The sequence below is a fragment of the Mesorhizobium sp. BR1-1-3 genome (genome assembly GCF_020165455.1).
GTDB lineage: Bacteria > Pseudomonadota > Alphaproteobacteria > Rhizobiales > Rhizobiaceae > Mesorhizobium > Mesorhizobium ciceri.
Genome location: NZ_JAIUIC010000013.1, coordinates 84278 through 107475, shown reverse-complemented (window position 1 = coordinate 107475; position 23198 = coordinate 84278). Strand labels below are relative to the sequence as shown.

Sequence of the window (23198 nt, the reverse complement as noted above, 5' to 3'; positions counted from 1 at the left end):
ATGACGGAAAAAGCCCTGGATCATCTCGTCGAAAGGCTGGACGGCCTGGCGCCGGCCACGGCACTGGTGCTCGGCTCGGGCCTCGGCGGTCTGGTCGACCAGATCGAGGACCCGATCCGCATCTCCTATGCCGACCTGCCCGGCTTTCCCAGAAGCGGTGTCACCGGGCACGCCGGCGAAGTGGTGGCAGGGCTGTTTGCCGGCGTGCCGGTGCTGCTGCTGTCGGGCCGTGCCCATTACTATGAGCACGGCAACGCCGCGGCGATGCGGCCGGTGCTGGAAGTGCTTGCCGGCATCGGCATCACGAAACTGATCCTCACCAATGCCGCCGGCTCGGTCGATCCGGACATGCCGCCGGGCTCGGTGATGCTGATATCGGACCACATCAATTTCTCGGGCACCAACCCGCTGATCGGCGAACCAAGCGACCGGCGTTTCGTCGGCCTGACCGAAGCCTATGATGCCGGCATCCGCCAGGCCATCGAACGGGCGGCAAAAGCGACCGGCACCACCCTGCACAAGGGCGTCTATATGTGGTTCTCCGGCCCATGCTTCGAAACGCCGGCCGAAATCCGCATGGCGCGCATCATGGGCGCCAATGCGGTCGGCATGTCGACCGTACCGGAGGTCATTCTCGCCCGCTTCCTCGGACTGCGCGTCGCCGCCTGTTCGGTCATCACCAATCTGGCGGCCGGCATGACCGGGGCCGAGCTTTCGCACCAGGAGACCAAGGACATGGCGCCGGTCGGCGGCGCGCGGCTGGCGACGGTCCTGCAGCGCGTGTTCCGCGACGGACTGCTGGAGATCTGATGCTTCCCCAGGAAATCATCCGCCGCAAGCGCGATGGCCTCAGGCTGTCGGAGGAGGAGATCGCCGGCTTCGTCGCGGGCGTGACGTCAGGCGCCGTTACCGACGGCCAGGCCGGCGCCTTCGCCATGGCGGTGTTCTTCAACGGCATGAACCGCGACGAGGCCGTGGCGCTGACGCTGGCGATGCGCGATTCCGGCGATGTGCTCGACTGGTCGGACCTGCCAGGTCCGGTCACCGACAAGCATTCGACCGGCGGCGTCGGTGACAATGTCTCGCTGATGCTGGCGCCGATCGTCGCCGCCTGCGGCGCCTATGTGCCGATGATCTCGGGCCGTGGCCTTGGCCACACCGGCGGTACGCTGGACAAGATGGATGCCATTCCCGGCTACGTCAGCCAGCCCGATGTCGCGCTGTTTCGCAAGGCGGTGCTCGAAACAGGCTGTGCCATCATCGGCCAGACCGCCGACCTCGCACCCGCCGATCGACGACTCTATGCGATCCGCGACGTCTCCGGCACGGTCGAATCGGTGCCGCTGATCACCGCTTCGATCCTGTCGAAGAAGCTGGCGGCCGGGCTGCAATCGCTGGTGCTCGACGTCAAGGTCGGCAACGGCGCCTTCATGGAAAAATCGCGCGACGCCACCGCACTCGCCAACAGCCTGGTTGAGATCGCCAACGGCGCCGGACTGAAGGCCTCGGCGTTGATCACCGGCATGAACGAGCCGCTGGCGTCGGCCGCCGGCAACGCAGTCGAGGTGCGCAACGCCGTCGATTTCCTCACCGGCCGGTATCGTGACCGTCGGCTCGAAGATGTGACGCTGGCGCTGGCCGCCGAAATGCTGCAGTCGGCCGGGCTGGTGTCGTCCAACCAGGATGGCATGCGGCGCGCCACCGAGACGCTCGCCAGCGGCCGCGCCGCCGCCACTTTCGCACGCATGGTGGCCGCGCTTGGCGGCCCCGCCGATTTCATCGAGAAACCGGAAAAATATCTGCCTGCGGCGGCGATCGAACTTGCCGTCAAGGCGACCGCAAATGGCTTCGTCACCGGCATCGCCACCCGCGATATCGGGCTCGCCGTGGTCGGCCTGGGAGGTGGACGCACGCGGCCGGACGGCCAGATCGACCCTGCGGTCGGCATCACCAGACTATTGCCGGTCGGTGCGGAGGTTGGGATCGGCGAGCCGCTGGCGCTGATCCATGCCCGCTCATCGGCCGATGCCGAGGCCGCCGCGGCAGCCGTGCTTTCGGCCTATATGGTCGGCGCCTCGAAGCCGCCCGCCGACAAGTCGGTCATCCGGCGGATTCTGCCGCGCGGCTAGAGCAATTCCAGGAAAAGTGTGAAACGGTTCTCCCCGGGAAAAAGCGCATAGCGCTTTCCCTTGGGAATTTGGGAAAACGAATAGCCTTACTGGACGAGCAGCAGCGTGCCGTTCTCGACCTGGTATTTGTCGAGCCGGTTGAGGAAGCTCATGCCGATCAGATTGGTGCGCAGCGCCCTGTCGTCGAGCACGATGGTCTGGACGTCATTGACGGTGATGCTGCCGATCTGCAGGCGGTCGATCATGGCCACGGCCGCCTTGATGGTGCCGTTGGCGGTGTTGACCTCGCGGTTGAAGTCGGAAGCGTTCAGCGACAGGCCGATCCTGCGTGCCGTCGAAATGTTGATGGCGACCAATGTGGCGCCGGTGTCGATCATGCCGTCGACCTGACGTCCGTTGAGCTTGAAGGGTGACGAGAAATGCCCGCGTTCGTCTGCCGCGACGAGGACCTTGCGGCCCATCGGCAGCGGTGCCGCGGGCTTGTTGGGCACCGATGCCAGGTTGACGTTCGGCTGGGCTTCGACCGCTTGTTTGCCCGGCACCGCCGACCTCAGCAGGTTTTCGACGAGTTGCGGATTCGACTGATACACAATCGGTATCGATGCCGATGTACCGGCGAAAACGGCGAGGATCAGAAGTTTGCGCAGCATGGATCGGCCTCGCCGCATGACCCCGAAAATCGGGAACGATTTTCGGAAAGGCTCATGCACAAAATCAAAGTGCTACAGCGTCCTTTGCGCGTCCGAAACGGACGCGCGGCGCTGTAGTGACAGCCGATCGTTAAGCCCGGATGGTGTTTGCCGCTTTAACGCGCGCCAAAACCGCGCCTTTGCGTAAATATTTGGTAAATCGTACCAGGCGACTTGGTCTGATATTACTTGGTCCCATACATGCGGTCGCCGGCGTCGCCGAGGCCGGGCATGATGTAGCCCTTCTCGTTGAGCTGGCGGTCGATCGAAGCGGTGAAGACGGGAACGTCCGGATGCGCCTTGATGAAGCGCTCGATGCCTTCGGGCGCCGCCAGCAGGCAAAGGAAACGGATGTTGGTGGCGCCGCGCTCTTTCAGCTTGTCGATCGCCGCGATCGCCGAATTGGCGGTGGCCAGCATCGGATCGACGACGATCACCAGCCGGTCGGCGAGGTCGCTCGGCGCCTTGAAGAAATATTCGACCGCTTCCAGCGTTTCGTGATCGCGGTAGAGACCGACATGGGCGACACGCGCCGCCGGTACCAGGTCGAGCAGGCCTTCCAGCAAGCCGTTGCCGGCGCGCAGCACCGAGGCGAAGACCAGTTTCTTGCCCTCGAGCGTCGGCGCTTCCATCGTTTCCATCGGCGTTTCGATGGTCGTCGTCGTCAGTTCGAGATTGCGGGTGACCTCGTAGCCGAGCAGCAGCGAGATTTCGCGCAGCAGCCGGCGGAAGCCCGCCGTCGAGGTTTCCTTCTTGCGCATGATGGTCAGCTTGTGCTGGACAAGCGGGTGGTCGACGACGGTGACGCCCTGCATGGTGTTCTCCTGATGCCTGCGCCCGAAAATGCGCGCATCGCCCTTTCGGACGCGCCGCGCTTCAAGCTGCCTGGGCGAACCCTAGCGGCAATGCGCCGGCCAAGGAACCGCTTGGCCCGCACCGACCACAGCTTTGTCGGCGGAAATCAGCGTGCCGCGCTGTTCAACCGGGCAAGAAGTGCCGTCTTTGTCTTTCTATCGACGAAAGCGGCCTCGATGGCCGTTCTGGTGACGGCGGTCAGCGCCTTGTCGTTCATCGAGAAATGCTCGGCAGCGATATCGTATTCACGCTTGAGCGAGGTCCAGAAATAGGGCGGATCGTCGGAATTGAGCGTCACCTTGCAGCCTGCCGCCTGCAGGGCCGGAAACGGATGATCGGCGAAACTGTCGAACACCTTGAGCGCGATGTTGGAACCGGGGCAGCATTCCAGCACGACACCCTCGTCGGCGATGCGCCGGACGAGGTCCGGGTTCTCGATGGCGCGAACGCCGTGGCCGATGCGGGACGGGCGGATGTGATCCAGCGCCGCCTGGACGGTCTCCCAGCCCGTCAGTTCGCCGGCATGGATGGTGATGCCGAGCCCGGCTTCGCGAGCGATCTCGAAAGCCCTGACATAGTCCTCCATATCACCGACCCGCTCATCGCCGGCAACGCCGAAACCGGTGACCAGCGGATGCCCGCAGCGCGCCGCGAAGCGCGCCGCCTGCTCGATCGACTCGACGCCGACATGGCGCACGCCGGTGACGATCATGCGGCCCTCGATGCCGGTCTTGGCCTTGGCGCGGGCCATGCCTTCGCCGAGCGCGTCGGTATAGGCCTTGGGCGACAGGCCGGCTTTTTTAGCGTGGTCCGGCGAGGTGAACACCTCGGAATAGATGGCGCCATCGCGGGCAAGGCTGGTCAGATAGTGGTCGGCCAGCCGCGCATAGTCCTCCTCGGTCCGGAACAGATCGGCGGAAAAATCATAAGCCGCCAGGAAGGAGGTGAAATCGTGCCAGACGAAGGACCCGTTCTGGATATAGGGCGAGGTGTCCTTGCCGTATTTCTGCGCCTGGCGGATGACGAGTTCGGGCGCCGCTGCCCCTTCAATGTGGCAGTGCAGTTCCGCTTTCAAAGGCATTCAATCATCCCGTCGGTCCGTCCAGGTCTCGAAAACCCGCCACCTGGAAGCGCGGCTGAACACCGCGCCTTAAACAATAGCGCCCGCACCATCGATCGGCTATGGTCCCGCCGGTTTTATGACGGATCAAAAAAATGTCAGTTGAGAGAACCACGGCCGCGGGCGGCATGGAAACCTCCTATGGTTTCAAGCGTGTAGGGGCTGGCGACAAGCAGTCCCTGGTCAACGATGTTTTCCACAAGGTCGCCAACCGCTACGACCTGATGAACGATCTGATGTCGGCCGGCCTGCACCGGCTGTGGAAGGACGCCATGGTCACCTGGCTCAATCCGCCTAAACGGGCGGGCTGGAAGGTGCTCGACGTTGCCGGAGGCACCGGCGACATTGCCTTTCGCATCGTCGATGCCAGCCACGGCAATGCCCATGCCACCGTGCTCGACATCAATGGCTCGATGCTGGCTGTCGGCCGCGACCGGGCCGAAAAGAAGGGCCTGTCCGGCAACACCGATTTCGTCGAGGCCAATGCCGAGGAACTGCCCTTCCCTGATGCCACATTCGATGCCTATACCATCGCTTTCGGCATCCGCAACGTACCGCGCATCGAGGTGGCCTTGGGCGAAGCGTTTCGCGTGCTGAAGCCCGGTGGGCGCTTCCTGTGCCTGGAATTTTCCGAGGTCGAGATGCCGCTGCTCGACAAGGCTTATGAAGCCTGGTCGTTCAACGCCATTCCAAAGATCGGCAAGATGGTCACCGGCGACGGCGAGCCCTATTCCTATCTGGTCGAATCGATCGCCAGGTTTCCCAACCAGCAGAATTTCGCGACGATGATTTCCCGCGCCGGCTTCGACCGCGTTTCCTTCCGCAACTATTCCGGCGGTATTGCAGCACTTCATTCGGGCTGGAAGCTTTGAGGCCGGACCGCATTTCTCACAATCGACGCGTGCTATGCCGGTTCAAAGAGCCGGCAGGGTTGGCGCGGCCATGAGCAATGTCAGTGCAGGATTCCGGCTCGTAAGGGCCGGCTGGGTGCTGGTCCGCGAGGGTGTCGTCGCCGCTCTGCCGGGTGAGGAACTGTCCGGCCTGCCGAAGTTCGGCTGGCGGATGGCACGGCTGTTCACGCGCCGCCGCGCGCTGGCCTATGAGCGCAGCGACCGGCTGGCCAAGGCGGTCGTCCGGCTCGGTCCCTCCTATGTAAAGCTCGGCCAGTTCCTGGCGACGCGGCCCGACGTCGTCGGCAACGACATGGCGCTCGATCTCGCCATGTTGCAGGACAAGATGCACACCTTTCCGAAGGCCGAAGCCATAGCGGCCATCGAAGCCTCGCTCGGGCGCAAAGTCGGCGATCTCTACGCGCAATTCGGCGATCCGGTCGCCGCCGCCTCCATCGCCCAGGTCCATGCCGCCGATGCCATGCATGACGGCGTTGCCACCAAGGTGGCGGTCAAGGTGATCCGGCCCGGCGTGCGCCGCCGCTTCTTCCAGGATCTCGAAAGCTATTTCCTTGCCGCTCGCCTGCAGGAGAAATACATCCCCTCCTCACGCCGGCTGCGGCCGGTCGAGGTCACCCAGACGCTGGCGCAGACCACCAAGATCGAGATGGATCTTCGCCTCGAGGCGGCGGCCCTCTCGGAGCTCGGCGAAAGCACCAGGCACGACCCCGGCTTTCGCGTGCCGTCCGTCGACTGGGAGCGTACCGGCCGCGACGTGTTGACCATGGAGTGGGTCGACGGCGTCAAGATGAACGACATTGCCGGACTGGTCGCGGCGGGCCACGATCTGAAAACCATCGCCACCAACCTGATCCAGTCGTTCCTGCGCCACACGCTGCGCGACGGATTTTTCCACGCCGACATGCATCCGGGCAATTTGTTCGTCGAGGCGAACGGCACCATCGTCGCCGTCGATCTCGGCATTGCCGGCCGGCTCGGCAAGAAGGAGCGCCGCTTCCTCGCCGAAATCCTCTACGGCTTCATCACGCGCGACTATTTGCGCGTCGCTGAGGTCCATTTCGAGGCCGGCTATGTGCCGCGCCAGCACAATGTCGCGGCCTTCGCGCAGGCGATCCGGGCGATCGGCGAGCCGATCCATGGCCAGCCGGCCGAGACCATCTCGATGGCCAAGCTTCTGACGCTGCTGTTCGAAGTTACCGAGCTCTTCGACATGGCGACGCGGCCCGAACTGATCCTGCTGCAGAAGACCATGGTGGTGGTCGAGGGCGTGGCGCGCACGCTCGACCCGGCCTTCAACATGTGGAAGACTGCCGAGCCGGTGGTCGGCGACTGGATATCAGGCAATCTTGGGCCGCGTGGCATGATGATGGATGCGCGCGATGGCGCCAAGGCGCTGCTGACGCTGGCCCGCCAGGTGCCCGAGCTTGCGGCGCGCACTGACCGGCTGTCGCGCGAGATCGACCTGATGGCCGAGCACGGCCTGCGCTTCGACGAGACCACCGCCCACGCCATCGGCAAGGCCGAGGCGCGCTACAGCCGTTCCGGCCGCTGGGCACTCTGGGTGATTGCCGTGACGCTGGTCTATATCGCCTGGAAGATGATCTGAGTTCTCGGTGACAGCAGTGCCGGCATTGCTATCATTGAAAGCAACGCTTTCATGGACTACGTTGAGGTAAGGAGCAAAAACATGAGCACACTTACCATCCGCAATCTCGACACCAACGTGAAGCAGAAACTGCGTGAGCGAGCTGCCGTGAGAGGAGTCTCAATGGAAGAGGAAGCGCGTAGCGTTCTTGCCAAGAGTGTTCTTTCGGACGGTGTGGACCAAGACCCTCGGGGAGAGTCACTCTATGCCGCGATTCGTAGGCTGGTTGAGCCCCACGGCGGTTTCGATATCGAGTTGCCGGAGCGCGGCCCTACGCGCGAGCCACTGAAATTTGACTAACCATGTTCGTGCTGGATACGAATGTTATCTCGGAAACCTTCAAACCACGGCCGGATGCAGGGGTGGCTACCTGGATGGATAGCTCGCTCGCGACCCGCTCATATGTCACGGCGATGACCAAGGCAGAGCTGCTCGTTGGGCTTGCGAACATGCCGGACGGAACGCGTAAGGCTGCACTGGGTAGTGTCATCGGGGCCTTTTTCACCAAATGGCTCAAGACCCCAGTGCTCGCGTTCGGTGACCGCGAAGCCGAAGCATACGCGGAGATTGTTTCGAACAGACGATTTCTGGGACGTCCTATACGCGAATTTGACGCACAGATCGCCTCGGTTGCTCGCTCGCGGGGCTTTGCGGTGGTGACTAGAAATGTTGCTGACTTTTCCGATTGCGGTATCAGCATAGTCAATCCTTGGGAGGGTGCATGAGCCTCTCCGGCAAGCGCATCCTGCTCATCATCGGCGGCGGCATCGCCGCCTACAAAGCGCTGGATCTGATCCGCCGGCTGCGCGAGCGCGGGGCCGCGGTTCGGGTGGTCATGACATCGGCCGCGCAGGAATTCGTCACCACGCTGTCGGTCGGCGCGCTCTCCGCCGACCATGTCTTCACCGAGCTGTTCGACCGCAATGACGAACACGATGTCGGCCATGTCAGGCTGTCGCGCGAGGCCGATCTGCTGGTGGTGGCGCCCGCCACCGCCGACCTGATGGCGAAGCTCGCAAACGGCCACGCCAACGATCTGGCCTCCACCGTGCTTGTCGCCACCGACAAGCCGGTGCTGATGGCGCCGGCCATGAACCCCAGAATGTGGGCGCATCCGGCCACCCGCCGCAACCGCGCGACGCTGCAGAAGGACGGCGTCACCTTCGTCGGTCCGGCCAGGGGCGAGATGGCCGAAAGCAATGAGGCGGGCGAAGGCCGCATGGCCGAGCCGCTGGAGATCGTTGCCGCGGTCGAGGCGCTGCTCGATGTCGGCCCCAGGCCGCTGTCGGGGCGCAAGATCATCGTCACCTCCGGCCCGACCCATGAGCCGATCGACCCGGTGCGCTACATCGCCAACCGCTCGTCCGGCAAGCAGGGCCATGCGATCGCGGCAGCACTGGCCAGGCTCGGCGCCGATGTGCGCCTCGTCTCCGGCCCTGTCGGCATCGCCGATCCCCCCGGAGTGAAGACCATTCACGTCGAGCGTGCGCAGGAGATGCGCGACGCGGTGGAACGGCTCTTGCCCGCAGATGCGGCGGTGTTCGTCGCCGCCGTGGCCGACTGGCGCACCGAGAACTCGGCCGGTGAGAAGATCAAGAAGGTCGCGGGCGAAGAGCCGCCGGTGCTGCGCATGGTCGAGAATCCCGACATTCTCGCCGGCGTCGGCCATCACAGCCAGCGACCCGGCCTGGTTATCGGCTTCGCCGCCGAGACACAGGATCTCCTGCGCAACGCCGAGGCCAAGCTCAAGAAGAAAGGCGCCGATCTCATCGTTGCCAACGACGTGTCGCAGGGAAGCGGCGTCGGCTCTTCGGGCGTGATGGGCGGCGATCGCAACCGGGTGCGGATCGTGTCAAAGGCCGGTGTCGAGGAATGGCCGGAGATGAGCAAGGACGAAGTGGCGGCTCGGCTTGCCGCCCTGATCGCCGAACGGCTTAAAACAATCGTCGTTTGACTGAAAAATGTTCTGCTGCAGTGACGCACCGCCCTGCCGCGAGACTGCGTTCAGGCGGCGCGCGCTTTAAGTCCTGCGGCTCACATCAATTGGTCAAAAGCTCCGCGGTCCGGGCAAGTGCGCCGGCGAAGCCGTTGAGCGGAATGGAAAAGCTCACCGCTTGTCCGGTGTCTGCCGCGAAAGCGTCGATCTTCAGCGTGGTGCCTGATTTCAGCAGCGGCGTGACAGTCGCATCGAACACCACCGGCACCAGACAGCCGACGACCTGGCAGGTGTTGAACGCCAGGCTGCCGTCCAGCTTCTGATCGTCGATGGTCAGGCTCACCCCCTTGGCCAGCGCCAGGCCGAACGGCAGCGCAAGCGTTCCCGTGGCATCCTCGCCGGTCTTGCTCGACAGCTCGATCGCCAGCAGGCGCTGATTGTTTTGCTTGTTGAATTGCTGATGCGACAGGCTGCAGGTTTTGGTCGCGCCTGATATCTGGCAATTGACCGTCCAGTCGCCGTGGGTTTCGGACAGTGCCGACGCGCCACCGGGCAACTGCGGCGCATCGGCGGCAGCCGGTGCCGCGACCGCCTTGTCGCTCTTGGTTTGCGCCGCCACGGCCGGCACACCGACGGTGCAGGCAACACCCAGCATCGCCAAGAAATACGCGAACTTCCTCATCAAGACCCCTCCCGCCCGGCTCCGCCTCGGGCCAGCTAGAAGCTGACCTTGAGAGACGCGCTGATCGCGTTCTGTTTAACCGTTTCGCCGAAGGCGCCATTATATCTGACGGACATGCCGACGCCATTGACGCCATTCAGTTCAAGGCCGGCGCCGACCCGATAGAGCGGCGAATCGACGGCCTCCGTCAAGTGCAATGCGGGGTTGCCAGGCAGATTCTCCGCCGCCGCGAAGCGACCTTCGATTTCCCACTCCTTGTTGGAAAACTCCGCCCCGGCCTTGCCGTAGACGCGAAGGCTGGCAATGTCGCTGAGCGCGATGTCGGTGCCGATCTCGATTGCAGGGGTTGCAGAATAGTAAGTGTTGGCCGAGCCATCGAAGTTGAAGGCGGCGACCGAACCCTCCTCCGTGCCTGAGACACGCAGCCAGCGCGCGTCGAACTGCACTGTCGGCTGCAGATAGAACGCGCCCATCTCCCGGGTGAAACCCAACCGCGCCGAGCCGCCGAACATCGCGGTCTTCTGTGTGTAGGTGACGCTGCTGCCGATGCCAGGCAGCATTACCTCGTCGAGATAACCACCCGCCAACGTTTCGCCCGGAATGTAGAATGCCGGGTCGATATGGGTGTCGCGTTCGCCCTTGAACGAGCCCGTGCCGCCACCGAGTGCAAAGTCCACGAAGTAATTCTTGTTGGTATATTTGGCCAGCGCATAGGCCTGCCAGGCCTCACCGGTGGTCTCCGACAGCAGGTCGCCATCAAAGCCGATCTTGGAATCGAACTCTGTGCGGCCGATCGTGGCACCAAGCGACCAGTTCTGGCCGATCTCGCCAATGCCGCCAAGCGACATCGTCTTCAGGACGTCGTCGCGGCTTGTAGTGCCAGCGCCCGCGTCGCGGCCGTACTCGGCCTGCGGGCTGATCGTTGCCCAGACGCAGCGGCCGTCGGGATTCTTGTAGGCAGGCACGCCAGTACACTCACGCGCCGCTTCCAGCATCATGTCGGCTTCGCGGTTGATCATGTCGAACGTATGCACGGCATAATGCGGTGTGAGCCGGGTCAATGCTGCACCCAGTTCCTCTTCATTGGGCAGGAAGCGCAGCATGTTGATCAGCCTGGCCATCGGGTTGTCCGGGGTCGATGCTGCCTCGACATCGTCAAGGTACTGCGCCATCTGGAACACGCCGGGATCGGTGGTGCCGGACCCCGGATCCTGCGCCAGTTCCAGGAATGTCGGGTTGTCGGCGTAAAGAACGAGATCGGTGCCGCCATCCACCCGGAACTGGAAGTTGAAGCCCACTGCCGGATGCAAGGTCTTCGCTGCTATGCCGGAGTCGGTCATCCCCGAGCCATTGGCGACCACATATTCCGTGAACAGCTTATCGATCGACAGGAAATTCAGCGGCGCTTCGCCGTTGAAGTCACCGGCCGCCGTTAGTGCCAGGGCATCCGTGATCTGGTTGTTGAGATCCACATCGGTGACGAAATCGCCGGACAGGTTTTGTTTGAAGCCGCCGCCGACATCCACCTTTGCCACCACGCCGATGCCCTGGTTGGTATAGAGCCCGTCATTGATGAACAGTCCGCCGCCGAGATCGATGGTTTTCAGTCCGACCATCGAGGCATCGGCAAAATTGTGGAAGCTGTTGTTGCCGCCGCCGAGATCGATGTTGCCGATGACGCGTCCCAGCGTGTCGCCCAGCCGCGAATTGTCGACATGGTCATCACCCGACGTGCCGGTAATGGCCAGCGGACTGAAATCGTCGAGCAGCGATTCCAGGATCGCATTGGTCGGCACGACGGGACCGGGCGCCAACAGGAAGGTCTGGAATGCCTGGATATCCGCTGCCTGGATCTCGAATGTCGGCGTCGCTCCCATTGCGTAGAGCAGGCTGTGGTTGGTCAGCGCGTTGTTGGCGCCGCCGACGAGCATGGCGGCAACGCCGGTTCCGGCGCCGCCAATCGTGTAATGACCGTTGAGATTGATGGTGATGTTGCCTTTCGCGCCGTTGGCTGTGCTTTCGCCGTAGGCGGCCACGGAACCAGCACCCTGCGCGAACAGGCTGTCGCCCGCGGTCAGCGTAACCGCGTGCGCATCGCCGATGCCGGTCGCGCTCTGTCCGAACATGGCATACGAGCTCGCACCCTTGACCCAGACCTGGCTCATGGCCGTCGCCGTCGCCGCCGCGGCATCGCCGATGCCACCGCCGGAACCGGCAGCGCCGGCGGAGAGCGTGCCGGCCAGGCCGCCGCCGCCGCCCACCGCCTGGGCCACGATGCCGTGCGCCCGCTCGCCATCGGTGACGATCTCGCCGTCCTGCTGGATGGTCACCGTGCCGCCATTGCCCTTGGCACCCGCAAATGTGTTGAAGCCGATGGTGTTGTTGTCGATGCCGCTGCCGCCATCCGCCGTGGCGCCGAAGCGCCCGAAGCCGGCACCGCCGATGCCGCCGCCGCCGCCGACCGACTGAGCGATGATGGCGACCGCATCGACACCATGCGTGGTGATGGTGCCGGTGCGGATCACGGTCACGTCGCCGCCATCGCCGCCATTGCCGCCAAGGCCGCCGATGCCGAGCGCGTTCGAGGTTTTACCTTTTGCGTCGCCGCCGACACCGCCGCCGCCGCCCACCGACTGCGCCACGACGCCATGCGCGCGGGCGCCGAAGGTTTCGATCGATCCGGAAACCTCAACCCTCACATCTCCGCCATCGCCGCCGTTGCCGCCCTTGCCGCCCAGGCTGAGAGCAAAGGAATCGGACCCGGCGAAGTCGGACGAAACCGTGCCGCCATATCCGCCACCGCCGCCGATGGACTGGGCGAAGATGCCGTATGACCCATCCTTGTGTGTGATGATCTCGCCATCGTTGGTGACGGTGACCTTGCCACCATCGGCCTCGTTGTCGGGGTCGTTGGGGTCGCCGACCACCGGGATCGGAATCCCGTTGGGTATGCTGGCACCGCCACCGATTGTCATGTCTGCTTCCGATGCGCCGGTCGCGGCACCCGAGGCACCACCGCCACCGCCGATCGACTGCGCAAAAATGCCGTGCGAGATATAGCCCAGTGTTTCAATCTTGCCGAAGTTGTTGACCTCGACCTCACCGCCGATGCTGCCACTGCCGCCTTGGCCGCCAATATACATGGTAACGGCCGTCTCGGCCTTACCGGTCTCCGTCGAGCCAGCGCCACCCGCACCACCGCCGCCGCCCACCGACTGTGCGAAGATGCCGTGCGAGTTGTCGTCCTGCGTCAGGATCGAACCGCTCTGGAAGTTCTGGACGTGAACCTTGTCGCTGGTACCGCCAGCGCCGCCGGCGCCGCCGAGGCTCAGCGTGATGGCGATCTTCGAGTCGGTGGATGACGTGCCGGACGCGCCGCCGACGCCACCGGAGCCGCCGATCGACTGCGCCAGGATGCCGTGGGAATTGGCCTTGTCGGTCTGGATTATGCCGCTGTTTTCGACATTGACCTTGCCGCCGTTGCCGCCGACCTCACCCGAGCCGCCAAGCGACAGGTTTACCGCGACCTCACCGCCATCGCTCTTGCCCTTGCTTTCGCCGGCACCACCTGCGCCGCCGCCGCCACCGACCGACTGCGCGAAGATGCCTATCGAGCGCTCCTGCTTGGTCCATATCGTTGCGCCGGCCATATTGACGACATCGACCTGGTTGCCATTGCCGCCCTTGCCACCCGCACCGCCAAGCGAGCCGCCGATTGCGTAAGTGCCAAGCACGCCAGAGCTGGACGAGCCGCCGACACCGCCGCCGCCACCGATCGAATTGGCGCTGATGCCATAGGAATCGGCGCCGTCCGTGACGATCAGATTGCGGTTGGTCACCAAAACCGTGCCGCCATTGCCGGCGCCGCCGGCACCGAGCGCGATCGCCGCGCCGATACCGACCGAAGTCTCGCCAGCATCGCCTGGGCCGACGATATCCTCTTTGGTCGAAGCCGAGCCGCCGCCGCCGCCACCGCCGCCGATGGACATGGCGAGGATGCCGACCGAGTTGAACCCGCTTGTGCGGATCTCGCCCGAATTATCGACTGCGACACCGACCTTGCCATCGAAACAAGTGGCATTGCCACCTGCGTCCGCGGCACAGGCGGCATCGTTGCCTTCGCCGCCATTGCCGCCGATGCTGACATTTGCGGTAACGCTCGTGCCGGCGGTGCCGCCGACGTGGAAGGCCTGCGTGTTTGTCGCACCGCCCATGCCGCCACCGCCGCCGATCGATTGGGCAACAATGCCGGACGAATAGTCGCCGTCGGTGGTCAAATTGGCGGAATTCGTAACATCCACGGCACCGGACTTGTTGCCTGTGCCACCCGCCCCACCAACACCAACGTTGACGGCGACGTTGACGCCGTTTTCTGTACCGAGATCGGCCGTCGCGCCATTGGTCGCTCCGCCGTTGCCGCCGCCGCCGCCGATCGACTGGGCAACGATCGCGGCGCTCATGTCCCCACCCGTCTTGATCGTCATGGCGTTGTGAACGGCGACATCGCCGCTGATGTTGCCCTTGCCGCCGCCGCCACCGATGGTGACCGTCGCATTGATGCTGGCGTTGACCCCGAAGCCGCCTGCAGCTCCCCAGGAATCGCCGCCATTGCCGCCGCTACCGGCCACCGATTGCGCGAGGATGCCGATCGCGTTGGCGCCTTTGGTAACGATGCTGCCGCCGCCATTCATGCCGCTGTCGACGATGACGAGGTCGCTCTTGCCACCGTCGCCACCCCAGCCACCAACAGTGACACCGAGTGAAACGCTAACCCCCGTGCTGGCTGCACCCGAAATCGTGGCAGCGCGGCCGCCATTGCCGCCGCCGCCGCCGATGGACTGGGCAACGATGCCGCCGGAACCGGCTGCGTCGGTGTCGGCAATCAGGTTGCCATCAGCCCGAACCGTTACCTTTCCACCATTGCCTCCGTTGCCGCCCTCGCCACCCACGGCAACCCCGACCGAAGCGGACACGTAGAGACCAGCGCTGACCGCGCCTGAATAAGCCGAACCGCCGTTGCCGCCACTGCCACCGACCGATTGCGCAAGGATGGCCTTCGAGCCCATGCCGCCGACATGAATGTCACCTTTGTGGGTGACCGTGACCTGGTTGCTGAGATTGCCATCGCCGCCACCGCCGCCGATCGCCACGGAAGCGGCGCCGAACAGACCGACGGCAAACGTTCCGACAGATCCGCCATTGCCGCCACCGCCGCCGACCGACTGGGCGAGAATGCCGTGTGAGAGGGAGCCCACCGTCGTGATGTTGGTGGTGTTCTTGACCTCTACCTCGCCGGCCGCGCCGCCGGCCCCGCCTTTGCCACCGATGCCGACCGCGGCAAAGGCGCCGGCCGCCATCGCAAACCCGCCGTCGCCGCCCGAGCCGCCGACCGACTGCGCGAAGATGCCGATCGACATATCCTTGTCCGTGCTGATCAGGCCTGTGTTTTCGACATAGACCTTCTTGCTCCCGCCGCCCGACGCGCCATCGCCGCCAAGCGAGAAGGACGGCCCGCCAACCGAGACGGCAAATCCGCCTGAGCCGCCACCGCCGCCGATCGACTGCGCCAGGATGCCATGAGACTGGACACCTTCGGTGTGTACCGCCGCGCCATTGGTGACATCGACGGTCCAGCCCGTGCCGCCGCCACCTCCCTTGCCACCGATTGTGACGTTGGCGCCGAGGCCGGCGGAAGCCGTGCCGCCGCCATTGCCGCCGCCGCCGCCGATCGACTGGGCGATGATACCCGTGGAGCGGTCGCCAAGCGTGTGAATCAGCCCTGAATTGATGCCGACCGTCACTGCCTTGGCGTCGCTGGCAGTGCCGGCCTTGCCGCCGATGCTGACAGCAGCCACAAGACCCGCGCCGTTCAACGAGAAGCCGCCATTGCCACCGCCGCCGCCGACCGACTGCACGATGACGCCGGCCGAGTCCGACTGATGGGTCGTGACGTCAAGTGTTGTCGTCGAGAAGAACTTTGCCGTCCCGGCTTCGCCGCCCCCCGCGCCCGAACCACCGATGCCCACGCTTGCGTTGACGCTCAGGCCGAACTGGCCGCCGCCATTTCCGCCACCGCCACCGATCGACTGCACGATGATACCGGCCGACCTTTCGCGGAAAGTCTCGACCGAACCATTATAGGTGGCTTCCGTCGCCACGCCCTTGCCGGCCGCGCCGCCTCTTCCCCCCATGCCGAAGCCGGCAATCGCCGACAGTGTGCCGGAAAAGCCGCCATTGCCGCCGCCGCCGCCGACCGACTGCACGATCAGGCCGGCCGAATCCGCGCCGTCCGTGGTGATCGATTGCATCGCGCCATCAGCCGTGCGCAGCGTGACGGCATCGGCATCGCCGCCGCCTGCGCCACTGCCGCCGACACCCACACTGGCGCCGAAGCTGGCAGCGCCGGAAAAGCCGCCATTGCCGCCGCCGCCGCCGATCGATTGGGCAACGATGCCGGTCGACCGATCCCCGGAGGTGTTGACGGTGCCGCCGACGGTCGCGTCGACCACGCCGCCTTTACCCGCCTTGCCGCCACTGCCGCCGACGCCCACTGCTGCGACGGTCGAGCCGGAAAGTGCAAACCCGCCATTGCCGCCGCCGCCGCCCACCGACTGCATAAGCACGCCGATGGAATCGTCCCCGAGCGTGGTGACCTTGGCGTTCGCAACGTTGTAATTCACCTTGTCGCCGTCACCCGCCGCATCGCCTGATCCGCCTACCGACACACCCACCAGGCCGCCAATGGCAATGGCGCCGCCGCCATTGCCGCCGCCGCCGCCGACCGACTGTGCGATGATGCCGCTAGCGGAACGGCCGTTCGTCTCGACGGTCACACCGTTGCCGGCCTGATTGACGTTGACCACGCCACCCTTGCCGCCAGTGCCGCCGCCACCGCCGATGGCGACCGAAATTGCAGGCGCTACGCCGATGGCGTAGCCGCCATTGCCGCCGCCACCGCCGACCGACTGGATCAGAATGCCATGCGCGCCGTCGCCGCCGTTTCCATCGACGCCGGTCTTGATGACGCCGCCAATATTGCCGGTCGCCGTATCGCCCTGGCCGCCACCGCTTGCCTTGCCACCGATCGACACGAGACCGATGGCGCCGCCGCCATCGCCGCCGCCGCCGCCCACCGACTCGACCAGCATGCCGATGGCGCCCAGGCCACTGGTGGTGATGTTGCCGGTGTTGGTCCCCGTGGCTGCCCGGCCGTCATTGCCATCCGTACCCGCGCCGCCACCGCCGAACAGACCTAGACCGCCACCGCCGTCGCCGCCGCCACCGCCCACCGACTGCACGACCATGCCGCTGGCAAAATCTCCCCGAGTTGTGATGGTCCCGGAATTTATCCCCTCGGCATTGCCGCCGATTGTCGGCACGCCCCCATTGCCGCCGTTACCCACGATACCGAAACCACTCGCACCATCACCGGCAACGCCGCCCGCCGACCGCACAAGCATACCCTTCGAGAAAGCCCCGTCCGTGGAAATGGAGCCGGCATTATCGCCTTTCGCGTCACCGCCGAAACCGCCATTGCCGCCATTGCCACCCTTGCCGGCACCGATCGCAGCGCCCAAGCCGCCATTGCCGCCGCGCCCTCCGCTGGAATTGACGGTGATGCCGGTCGAATTGACCCCGTGCGTGATGATATTGCTTTCGATCGTAGTGGTCACGGTCGCCGTGCCGCCATCGCCACCCCGCCCGCCGACGCCGCCCTTACCGCCTACCGCGATGGCGAATGCCCATGCGCCGTTACCACCATCCCCACCGCTGGCGTCGCCCGATATGCCGGGAGCATTGTCCCCCGATGTTTCGAGGGCGCCAGATGCGTTGTTTGTTATATCGACGGTTCCGCCCTTGGCGCCATCGCCGCCTTTACCACCCTTGATCTCCACAAAAGGCGGGACGGCTGTTGCATGGACAGCCGAGCCGCCATCGCCGCCGCGCCCACCCCGGGCGCTGCCAACGAAAGCGGCCTCCCCGGAGGTCGTGCGGCCGACACTATTCGTTCCCGTAGCCGGCGCCACCGGCGAATGGCCATCTCCGGCGTCAGCAGTACCGATTCCGTCATCACCATTGTCGCCCGGTGCACCATCCGTATTGATGGACAATTGCTGCGCATGGACCGGAGATTGAGCGTAAGGAAAGACCAGCCCCACCAGTGCCGTAGCGCAAAGCAATCGAGCTATCCGTTTGGGCAGAGTGGCGAGACATTGATTCGGCCGGCCGGGCAAACCCTTCTGAGTCGCCGCGGCATCACGAAGAACTTCCTCAGAACATGCCTTGGCTGAACCGTCGTCGGCCGATGCGCACGACAATACGGCAACGCGCTCTGTGAACAAAGCCATGCACTTACCCCCCATTTTACGGGGGCGCGCCTCAATGCCTGCTTGAGTCCGACGCCACCGCTATGCTCTGCTCATGCAATTGCAATAAGGATGCCGGCACTGTGCAATAAGGTTCAATGCATTAAAACAGGGCATCCGTATTCCCACTTGCGGAGCTCTGACTCAATTAGAATACATTAACTTATGCCGGATGAAACCAAAAATTTACGTGGGGAACACTGACCAAAGCCACCGACGTTTCATAGTCATCATATGATGACTATCTGCCGTTTCGCGGCCGAAATCGCAGAACAAAGCGATTGGACCGCCCGATTCGTGATACTCGACCCGCTGGCCATGGCATCGACGCGCAAACGCCCTATATCAAAGGACAGAGTTTTTGCGCGGGAATGAACGGATGTCGGCACTTCGGCCATCAACGATCTTCACAGTGGCAATGCTGGCCACGGCAGTGCTGGCGGGCGTTTGCCTGCCGGCTTCCGCGCAAGCGCTCAATCCCGCTACCGGCAACAATGCGCTGATCCGGCAGAACGACCTGCAAATCCTGCAAAACAGGTTACAGCGGCAGCAATATCAACAGCAACAGCAGCAGAATCGCGCCCAGGACCGCCAGATCTTTCAGCAACCGCCACCGGTCGTGCAGCAGCTCAAGCCAAGCTGCCAGACCCAGATAATCGGCACCACCGCCGTGAGCAATTGCCGCTGACATCAAGGCCTTTCTCGTTTATTTAGCCGACTTATGTATTTCGAGTGTCGTTGGCACATGCGAAAGTTTTGGTTTTGCAACGACGCCTTGTCGCGCTATGCGACATTGCATCGACTGGATTGACGAATGGCAGCCACCAAGAAAAAGGCCGTACGCAAGGCAAAGAAGGGCGAGAGAATCCGCCAGGTGGCGGCTATTCCCTTCCGGCTGACCGCGCGTGGCGATATCGAGGTGATGCTGGTCACGTCGCGTACCACCAGGCGCTTCATCGTCCCCAAGGGCTGGCCGATGAAGGGCAAGAGCGGACGCAAGGCGGCCACCATCGAGGCGCAGGAGGAAGCCGGCGTGCTCGGCAAGACGCTGAAGCAGCCGGCGGGCACCTATTCCTACTGGAAGCGGCTGGCCAATCGCTTTGTCCGCGTCGACGTCATCGTCTACCTGCTCGAGGTGAGCGAGGAACTGGCCGACTGGCAGGAAGCCAAACGACGCCAGCGGGCCTGGCTGGCGCCAGCCGATGCGGCCATGCTCATCGACGAGCCGGATCTTTCAACGTTGGTGAAGACGCTGAAGATCCCTGTGCAGGTGGACCAGGCGTAGAGCCTCACTCGCCGGGGTCATCGCTTTCGGGAAACGGCCGCACCGGCGTGCCGGTATAGGCCCACAGCCACTCGCGCGGCAGCGGCCCCTTGTTTCGCTCGGCCTGCTGCGACTGCTCCCAGGCATGCGCCAGGATGCCGACCGAGCGCGACAGCACGAAAAGCCCTCGCGTCAACGGCGGCGGAAAACCGAGTTCGCCATAGATGACGGCGGTGGCGCCATCGATGTTGAGGGGTATTTTTTTCCCCTTGCGGCGTTCGACATCCGCCTCGACCGCTTCGGCGATATCGGCGAAACGCCCATTGACGGCACCGCGTGCGGCAAATTCGCGGGTCAGTTCCAGCAAGCGCGGCGCGCGCGGGTCGACGGGATGGAAGCGATGTCCGAGCCCCGGCACATAGCCCTTCTCCTCGGCGAAGAACCGGTCGAGCCGCGCCGAGACCGCCTCATTCAGCGTCATCCCGGCATCGATCGCCACGGCAATGTCACCATAGAAGGAAAGCGCCTGCTCGCCGGCGCCTCCATGCACGTCGCCGAGAACGTTGATGGCCGAGGCCATGGCGCTGTTGATACCGACGCCGCAGGTTGCAGCCATGCGCGCGATGGCAATCGATGGCGCCTGCGGTCCATGGTCGACGGCGGCAGCCAAGGCAATGCCGAGCAATTCTGCCTGGTCCTCGCTGGGCAGTTCGCCGCGCAGCATCAGCCAGATGACAGCCGGAAAGCTGACGCGGCCGATCAGATCCTGGATCTCGTAGCCGCGCAGCCGGATGACACCTGGCCGCATCTCGATGATGTCGGTCTGCCACCATTCCTCGCCGCGCTCACGGCCCGTCTTCTTCTCCGTGCCGCTCATGCGCGTGCCTTTGTCCTGGTGCGGGGCGGCAGGTCGGCGAACACCTCGCTCATATGTTCGCCGAGCGCCGGCGGCGGCTTTGTCGGCAAGGGCGCCTCGCCATCGACCATGAAGCCGCCGCGCAAAACGGTCAGCGGCTTGTCCATGCCAGCCACATCGTCGAAATGCGCGTTCACCTGGCGCTCGAGGACTTGGGGCTCGGCCAGCACTTGCGGGATCGTCAGCACCCTGCCGGCAGGCACGCCGGCGCGATTGAGCGTCTCTTCCCAGGCCGCCGCCGAGGCGCCCGCCAGGGCGTCCTCGATCTCGACTTTAAGCGCCGCACGGTTGCGCTTGCGCGTCTCGCGCTCTGCATAGCGGACATCGGAAGCCAATTCCGGCCGGCCGATCAGCCGGCACAGCGCCACGAACTGCTCCTGCTTGTTAGCGGCGATGTTGATGAGCCCGTCGCCGGTGCGAAACGCACCGGAGGGTGCCGCCGTCATGTTCTCGTTGCCCATCGGCATGGGGTCGATACCTGCGGTCAGATAGTTGGAAACCGGCCAGCCAAGTGCGGAAAGTGTGCATTCGAGCATCGAGACGTCGAGAAAGGCACCCTCGCCGCTCGTCTTCTGCCGCACCAGCGCCGAGGCGATGGCGAACGCGCCGACCAGTCCGCCAAGCGTATCGGCGACGGGATAGCCGACCCGCAGCGGCGCCGTTTCCGGTGTGCCGGTGATGCTCATGATCCCAGACAGGCCCTGGATGATCTGGTCATAGGCAGGATTATCGCGCATTGGCCCGGTCTGGCCGAAACCCGATATCGCGCAATAGACGAGGCCCGGACGGACCGTCTTCAGTGCCTCGTAGCCAAGCCCCAGCCGATCCATCACGCCGGGGCGGAAATTCTCCACCAGTGCGTCGGCGCTGGCCACCAGATCGAAAAAGCGCTCGCGATCGGCTTGCTTCTTGAGGTCGAGCACAACCGACCGTTTGCCGGCGTTCTGAGCCAGGAACGAGGCGCCCATGCCGGCGCTGTTCAGCTTCGGCGAGCCGCCGAGCTGGCGGGCGAGGTCGCCGCCTTGCGGCGCCTCGACCTTGATCACGTCGGCGCCCAGCAGCGCCAGCTGATAGGCACAGTAGGGACCGGCCAGGACATTGGTCAGGTCGAGGACGCGAATACCGGAAAGCAGTTCTGTCATGGCATCAGGGATCGATCAGGCATCGCCGGGCACATGCTCCGGTCCGCGCCGACGACGATGCTCGATGAAGGCCCAGATATGCGGGCCGGCGAGACCGATGAAGGCGAGCGTCAGCAGTGTCAGCGACAGTTTGTGGGTGTAGAACACGGACCAGTCGCCATTCGAGATAGTCATCGCCCGGCGGAACTGGGTTTCGGCGAGCGGCCCAAGGATCATGCCGATGATGACAGGCGCGGTCGGAAAATCGAACCGCCGCATCAGGAAACCGGCGGCCCCCAGCAGATAGAGGATGACGAGGTCGATGGGCGATTGCGAAATGCCATAGGTGCCGACCGTGGCGAACACCAGGATGCCGGCATAGAGCTGCGGCGCCGGGATTTTCAGCAGCCGCACCCACAGCCCGATCAGCGGCAGGTTGAGGATGACCAGGATGACGTTGGCGATGAACAGGCTGGCGATCAGCCCCCAGACGAGGTCGCCCTGGGTCGTCAAAAGCAGTGGTCCGGGATTGATGCCGTAGCTCTGGAACGCCGACAGCATGATCGCCGCCGTCGCCGAGGTCGGCAGGCCAAGCGTCAGCATCGGCACCAGCACGCCGGCTGCGGACGCATTGTTGGCGGCCTCGGGGCCGGCAACGCCTTCGATGGCGCCGACCGTGCCGAACTCCTGCTTGTGCTTCGACAGCTTCTTTTCGATGGCATAGGACAGGAAAGTCGGGATTTCGGCGCCGCCCGCCGGCATGGCGCCGATCGGGAAGCCGATCGCGGCGCCGCGTAGCCAGGGTTTCCACGAACGCCCCCACTCGGCCGCCGTCATGTAGAGCGAGCCCTTCAGCGGCACGATCTCGTCCTTGCCGGCATAGCGGCGCGAGGCCATGTACAGCGTCTCGCCGACCGCAAACAGGCCAACGGCGGCGATGATGACGTCGACGCCGTCGAGCAGTTCGGTCATGCCGAAGGTGAAGCGCGGCTGGCCGGTCTGCAGGTCGACGCCGATCATGCCGATGACGAAGCCTGCGAACAGGCTGGTCAGGCCGCGAACGGAAGACGAGCCGAGCACCGCCGAGACGGTGATGAAGGCCAGCACCATCAGCGAGAAATATTCGGCCGGACCGAAGGCCAGCGCGAATTTGACCACCACCGGCGCCAGGAAAGCGACGCCCATCGTGCCGATCGTGCCGGCGACGAACGAGCCGATCGCCGAAGTGGCGAGTGCCGCACCGCCGCGGCCGGAACGCGCCATCCTGTTGCCTTCCAGCGCGGTGACGATGGTGGCGCTTTCGCCGGGCGTGTTGAGCAGGATCGACGTCGTCGAGCCGCCGTACATGGCGCCGTAATAGATGCCGGCAAACAGGATGAAGGATGCCTCCGGCGCCACCTGATAGGTGATCGGCAAAAGCAGCGCGATGGTCAGCGCCGGCCCAAGACCGGGCAGCACACCGATGGCGGTGCCAAGCGTGGTGCCGAGCAGGCACCACAGAAGGTTGACCGGGGTGAAGGCGACCGAGAAGCCGTGTGCGAGATGTCCGAGCGTTTCCATGGCG

17 protein-coding genes are annotated in these 23198 nt (G+C 64.5%); 9 read left to right on the top strand and 8 right to left on the bottom strand.

Going from position 1 to position 23198, the window contains the following annotated elements:
- Together LB559_RS25720 and deoA are read left to right on the top strand one after the other, a co-directional pair.
- Nucleotides 1-810, top strand: coding sequence for a purine-nucleoside phosphorylase (locus LB559_RS25720; protein ID WP_064995584.1), 810 nt, complete (start codon nucleotides 1-3; stop codon nucleotides 808-810).
- Complete coding sequence (gene deoA / locus LB559_RS25715) at nucleotides 810-2129, top strand: thymidine phosphorylase (RefSeq protein WP_224675271.1); 1320 nt, start codon at nucleotides 810-812, stop codon at nucleotides 2127-2129. The genes LB559_RS25720 and deoA overlap by 1 nt, the downstream gene beginning before the upstream one ends.
- 86 nt (nucleotides 2130-2215) lie before the next feature.
- Here the strand turns inward: deoA and LB559_RS25710 are convergent, their stop codons facing one another.
- From LB559_RS25710 to LB559_RS25700, 3 genes are all read right to left on the bottom strand, one after another.
- Nucleotides 2216-2779 (bottom strand): TIGR02281 family clan AA aspartic protease, encoded by a 564-nt coding sequence (locus LB559_RS25710; RefSeq protein WP_024502797.1) that lies wholly within the window; start codon nucleotides 2777-2779, stop codon nucleotides 2216-2218.
- Nucleotides 2780-3003: 224 nt separating this feature from the next.
- A complete protein-coding gene (gene upp / locus LB559_RS25705; RefSeq protein WP_013529626.1) occupies nucleotides 3004-3633 on the bottom strand; it encodes a uracil phosphoribosyltransferase in 630 nt (209 codons plus the stop codon).
- 146 nt (nucleotides 3634-3779) lie between these two features.
- Nucleotides 3780-4754 (bottom strand): adenosine deaminase, encoded by a 975-nt coding sequence (locus tag LB559_RS25700; protein WP_224675270.1) that lies wholly within the window; start codon nucleotides 4752-4754, stop codon nucleotides 3780-3782.
- Between the two features lie 134 nt (nucleotides 4755-4888).
- Here LB559_RS25700 and ubiE point away from each other — a divergent pair, with 134 nt between their 5' ends.
- The 5 genes from ubiE (at nucleotide 4889) to coaBC (ending at nucleotide 9303) form a co-directional block, all read left to right on the top strand.
- The gene (gene ubiE / locus LB559_RS25695; RefSeq protein ID WP_013529624.1) at nucleotides 4889-5665 is read left to right on the top strand and encodes a bifunctional demethylmenaquinone methyltransferase/2-methoxy-6-polyprenyl-1,4-benzoquinol methylase UbiE; all 777 of its coding nucleotides are present in this window, start codon (nucleotides 4889-4891) and stop codon (nucleotides 5663-5665) included.
- Nucleotides 5666-5735: 70 nt separating this feature from the next.
- The gene (gene ubiB / locus LB559_RS25690; protein WP_063168992.1) at nucleotides 5736-7310 is read left to right on the top strand and encodes a 2-polyprenylphenol 6-hydroxylase; all 1575 of its coding nucleotides are present in this window, start codon (nucleotides 5736-5738) and stop codon (nucleotides 7308-7310) included.
- 81 nt (nucleotides 7311-7391) lie between these two features.
- Complete coding sequence (locus LB559_RS25685) at nucleotides 7392-7649, top strand: FitA-like ribbon-helix-helix domain-containing protein (RefSeq protein ID WP_224675269.1); 258 nt, start codon at nucleotides 7392-7394, stop codon at nucleotides 7647-7649.
- Nucleotides 7650-7651: 2 nt separating this feature from the next.
- The gene (locus tag LB559_RS25680) at nucleotides 7652-8074 is read left to right on the top strand and encodes a type II toxin-antitoxin system VapC family toxin (RefSeq protein WP_024502801.1); all 423 of its coding nucleotides are present in this window, start codon (nucleotides 7652-7654) and stop codon (nucleotides 8072-8074) included.
- Nucleotides 8071-9303: a bifunctional phosphopantothenoylcysteine decarboxylase/phosphopantothenate--cysteine ligase CoaBC gene (coaBC, locus tag LB559_RS25675; RefSeq protein WP_224675268.1), complete on the top strand. Its 1233-nt coding sequence runs from the start codon at nucleotides 8071-8073 to the stop codon at nucleotides 9301-9303. The genes LB559_RS25680 and coaBC overlap by 4 nt, the downstream gene beginning before the upstream one ends.
- Before the next feature lie 85 nt (nucleotides 9304-9388).
- Here coaBC and LB559_RS25670 read toward each other — a convergent pair whose 3' ends face one another.
- A complete protein-coding gene (locus LB559_RS25670) occupies nucleotides 9389-9967 on the bottom strand; it encodes an invasion associated locus B family protein (RefSeq protein ID WP_224621330.1) in 579 nt (192 codons plus the stop codon).
- A gap of 35 nt (nucleotides 9968-10002) precedes the next feature.
- Nucleotides 10003-18078 (bottom strand): autotransporter outer membrane beta-barrel domain-containing protein, encoded by an 8076-nt coding sequence (locus tag LB559_RS32920; RefSeq protein WP_263499148.1) that lies wholly within the window; start codon nucleotides 18076-18078, stop codon nucleotides 10003-10005.
- Nucleotides 18079-18712: 634 nt separating this feature from the next.
- Here LB559_RS32920 and LB559_RS25660 point away from each other — a divergent pair.
- Together LB559_RS25660 and LB559_RS25655 are read left to right on the top strand one after the other, a co-directional pair.
- Nucleotides 18713-19021, top strand: coding sequence for a hypothetical protein (locus LB559_RS25660; RefSeq protein ID WP_224675267.1), 309 nt, complete (start codon nucleotides 18713-18715; stop codon nucleotides 19019-19021).
- 126 nt (nucleotides 19022-19147) lie between these two features.
- Nucleotides 19148-19618, top strand: coding sequence for an NUDIX hydrolase (locus LB559_RS25655; RefSeq protein ID WP_013529616.1), 471 nt, complete (start codon nucleotides 19148-19150; stop codon nucleotides 19616-19618).
- Between the two features lie 4 nt (nucleotides 19619-19622).
- Here LB559_RS25655 and LB559_RS25650 read toward each other — a convergent pair whose 3' ends face one another.
- The 3 genes from LB559_RS25650 to LB559_RS25640 are packed head-to-tail and all read right to left on the bottom strand — an operon-like array spanning nucleotide 19623 to nucleotide 23194.
- Nucleotides 19623-20474 (bottom strand): citryl-CoA lyase, encoded by an 852-nt coding sequence (locus LB559_RS25650; protein ID WP_063168996.1) that lies wholly within the window; start codon nucleotides 20472-20474, stop codon nucleotides 19623-19625.
- Nucleotides 20471-21655 (bottom strand): CaiB/BaiF CoA transferase family protein, encoded by a 1185-nt coding sequence (locus tag LB559_RS25645; RefSeq protein ID WP_224675266.1) that lies wholly within the window; start codon nucleotides 21653-21655, stop codon nucleotides 20471-20473. Before LB559_RS25645 ends, LB559_RS25650 begins: the two co-directional genes overlap by 4 nt.
- Nucleotides 21656-21670: 15 nt before the next feature.
- Nucleotides 21671-23194: a tripartite tricarboxylate transporter permease gene (locus tag LB559_RS25640; RefSeq protein WP_013529613.1), complete on the bottom strand. Its 1524-nt coding sequence runs from the start codon at nucleotides 23192-23194 to the stop codon at nucleotides 21671-21673.
- Nucleotides 23195-23198: the final 4 nt, after the last annotated feature.

What these genes read in the sequence shown, in the direction of transcription:
- LB559_RS25720 (WP_064995584.1), top strand. Translation starts at nt 1, where the DNA reads ATGACGGAAAAAGCCCTGGATCATCTCGTCGAAAGGCTGGACGGCCTG.
- deoA (WP_224675271.1), top strand. Translation starts at nt 810, where the DNA reads ATGCTTCCCCAGGAAATCATCCGCCGCAAGCGCGATGGCCTCAGGCTG.
- LB559_RS25710 (WP_024502797.1), bottom strand. Translation starts at nt 2,779, where the DNA reads ATGCTGCGCAAACTTCTGATCCTCGCCGTTTTCGCCGGTACATCGGCA.
- upp (WP_013529626.1), bottom strand. Translation starts at nt 3,633, where the DNA reads ATGCAGGGCGTCACCGTCGTCGACCACCCGCTTGTCCAGCACAAGCTG.
- LB559_RS25700 (WP_224675270.1), bottom strand. Translation starts at nt 4,754, where the DNA reads ATGCCTTTGAAAGCGGAACTGCACTGCCACATTGAAGGGGCAGCGGCG.
- ubiE (WP_013529624.1), top strand. Translation starts at nt 4,889, where the DNA reads ATGTCAGTTGAGAGAACCACGGCCGCGGGCGGCATGGAAACCTCCTAT.
- ubiB (WP_063168992.1), top strand. Translation starts at nt 5,736, where the DNA reads ATGAGCAATGTCAGTGCAGGATTCCGGCTCGTAAGGGCCGGCTGGGTG.
- LB559_RS25685 (WP_224675269.1), top strand. Translation starts at nt 7,392, where the DNA reads ATGAGCACACTTACCATCCGCAATCTCGACACCAACGTGAAGCAGAAA.
- LB559_RS25680 (WP_024502801.1), top strand. Translation starts at nt 7,652, where the DNA reads ATGTTCGTGCTGGATACGAATGTTATCTCGGAAACCTTCAAACCACGG.
- coaBC (WP_224675268.1), top strand. Translation starts at nt 8,071, where the DNA reads ATGAGCCTCTCCGGCAAGCGCATCCTGCTCATCATCGGCGGCGGCATC.
- LB559_RS25670 (WP_224621330.1), bottom strand. Translation starts at nt 9,967, where the DNA reads ATGAGGAAGTTCGCGTATTTCTTGGCGATGCTGGGTGTTGCCTGCACC.
- LB559_RS25660 (WP_224675267.1), top strand. Translation starts at nt 18,713, where the DNA reads ATGTCGGCACTTCGGCCATCAACGATCTTCACAGTGGCAATGCTGGCC.
- LB559_RS25655 (WP_013529616.1), top strand. Translation starts at nt 19,148, where the DNA reads ATGGCAGCCACCAAGAAAAAGGCCGTACGCAAGGCAAAGAAGGGCGAG.
- LB559_RS25650 (WP_063168996.1), bottom strand. Translation starts at nt 20,474, where the DNA reads ATGAGCGGCACGGAGAAGAAGACGGGCCGTGAGCGCGGCGAGGAATGG.
- LB559_RS25645 (WP_224675266.1), bottom strand. Translation starts at nt 21,655, where the DNA reads ATGACAGAACTGCTTTCCGGTATTCGCGTCCTCGACCTGACCAATGTC.
- LB559_RS25640 (WP_013529613.1), bottom strand. Translation starts at nt 23,194, where the DNA reads ATGGAAACGCTCGGACATCTCGCACACGGCTTCTCGGTCGCCTTCACC.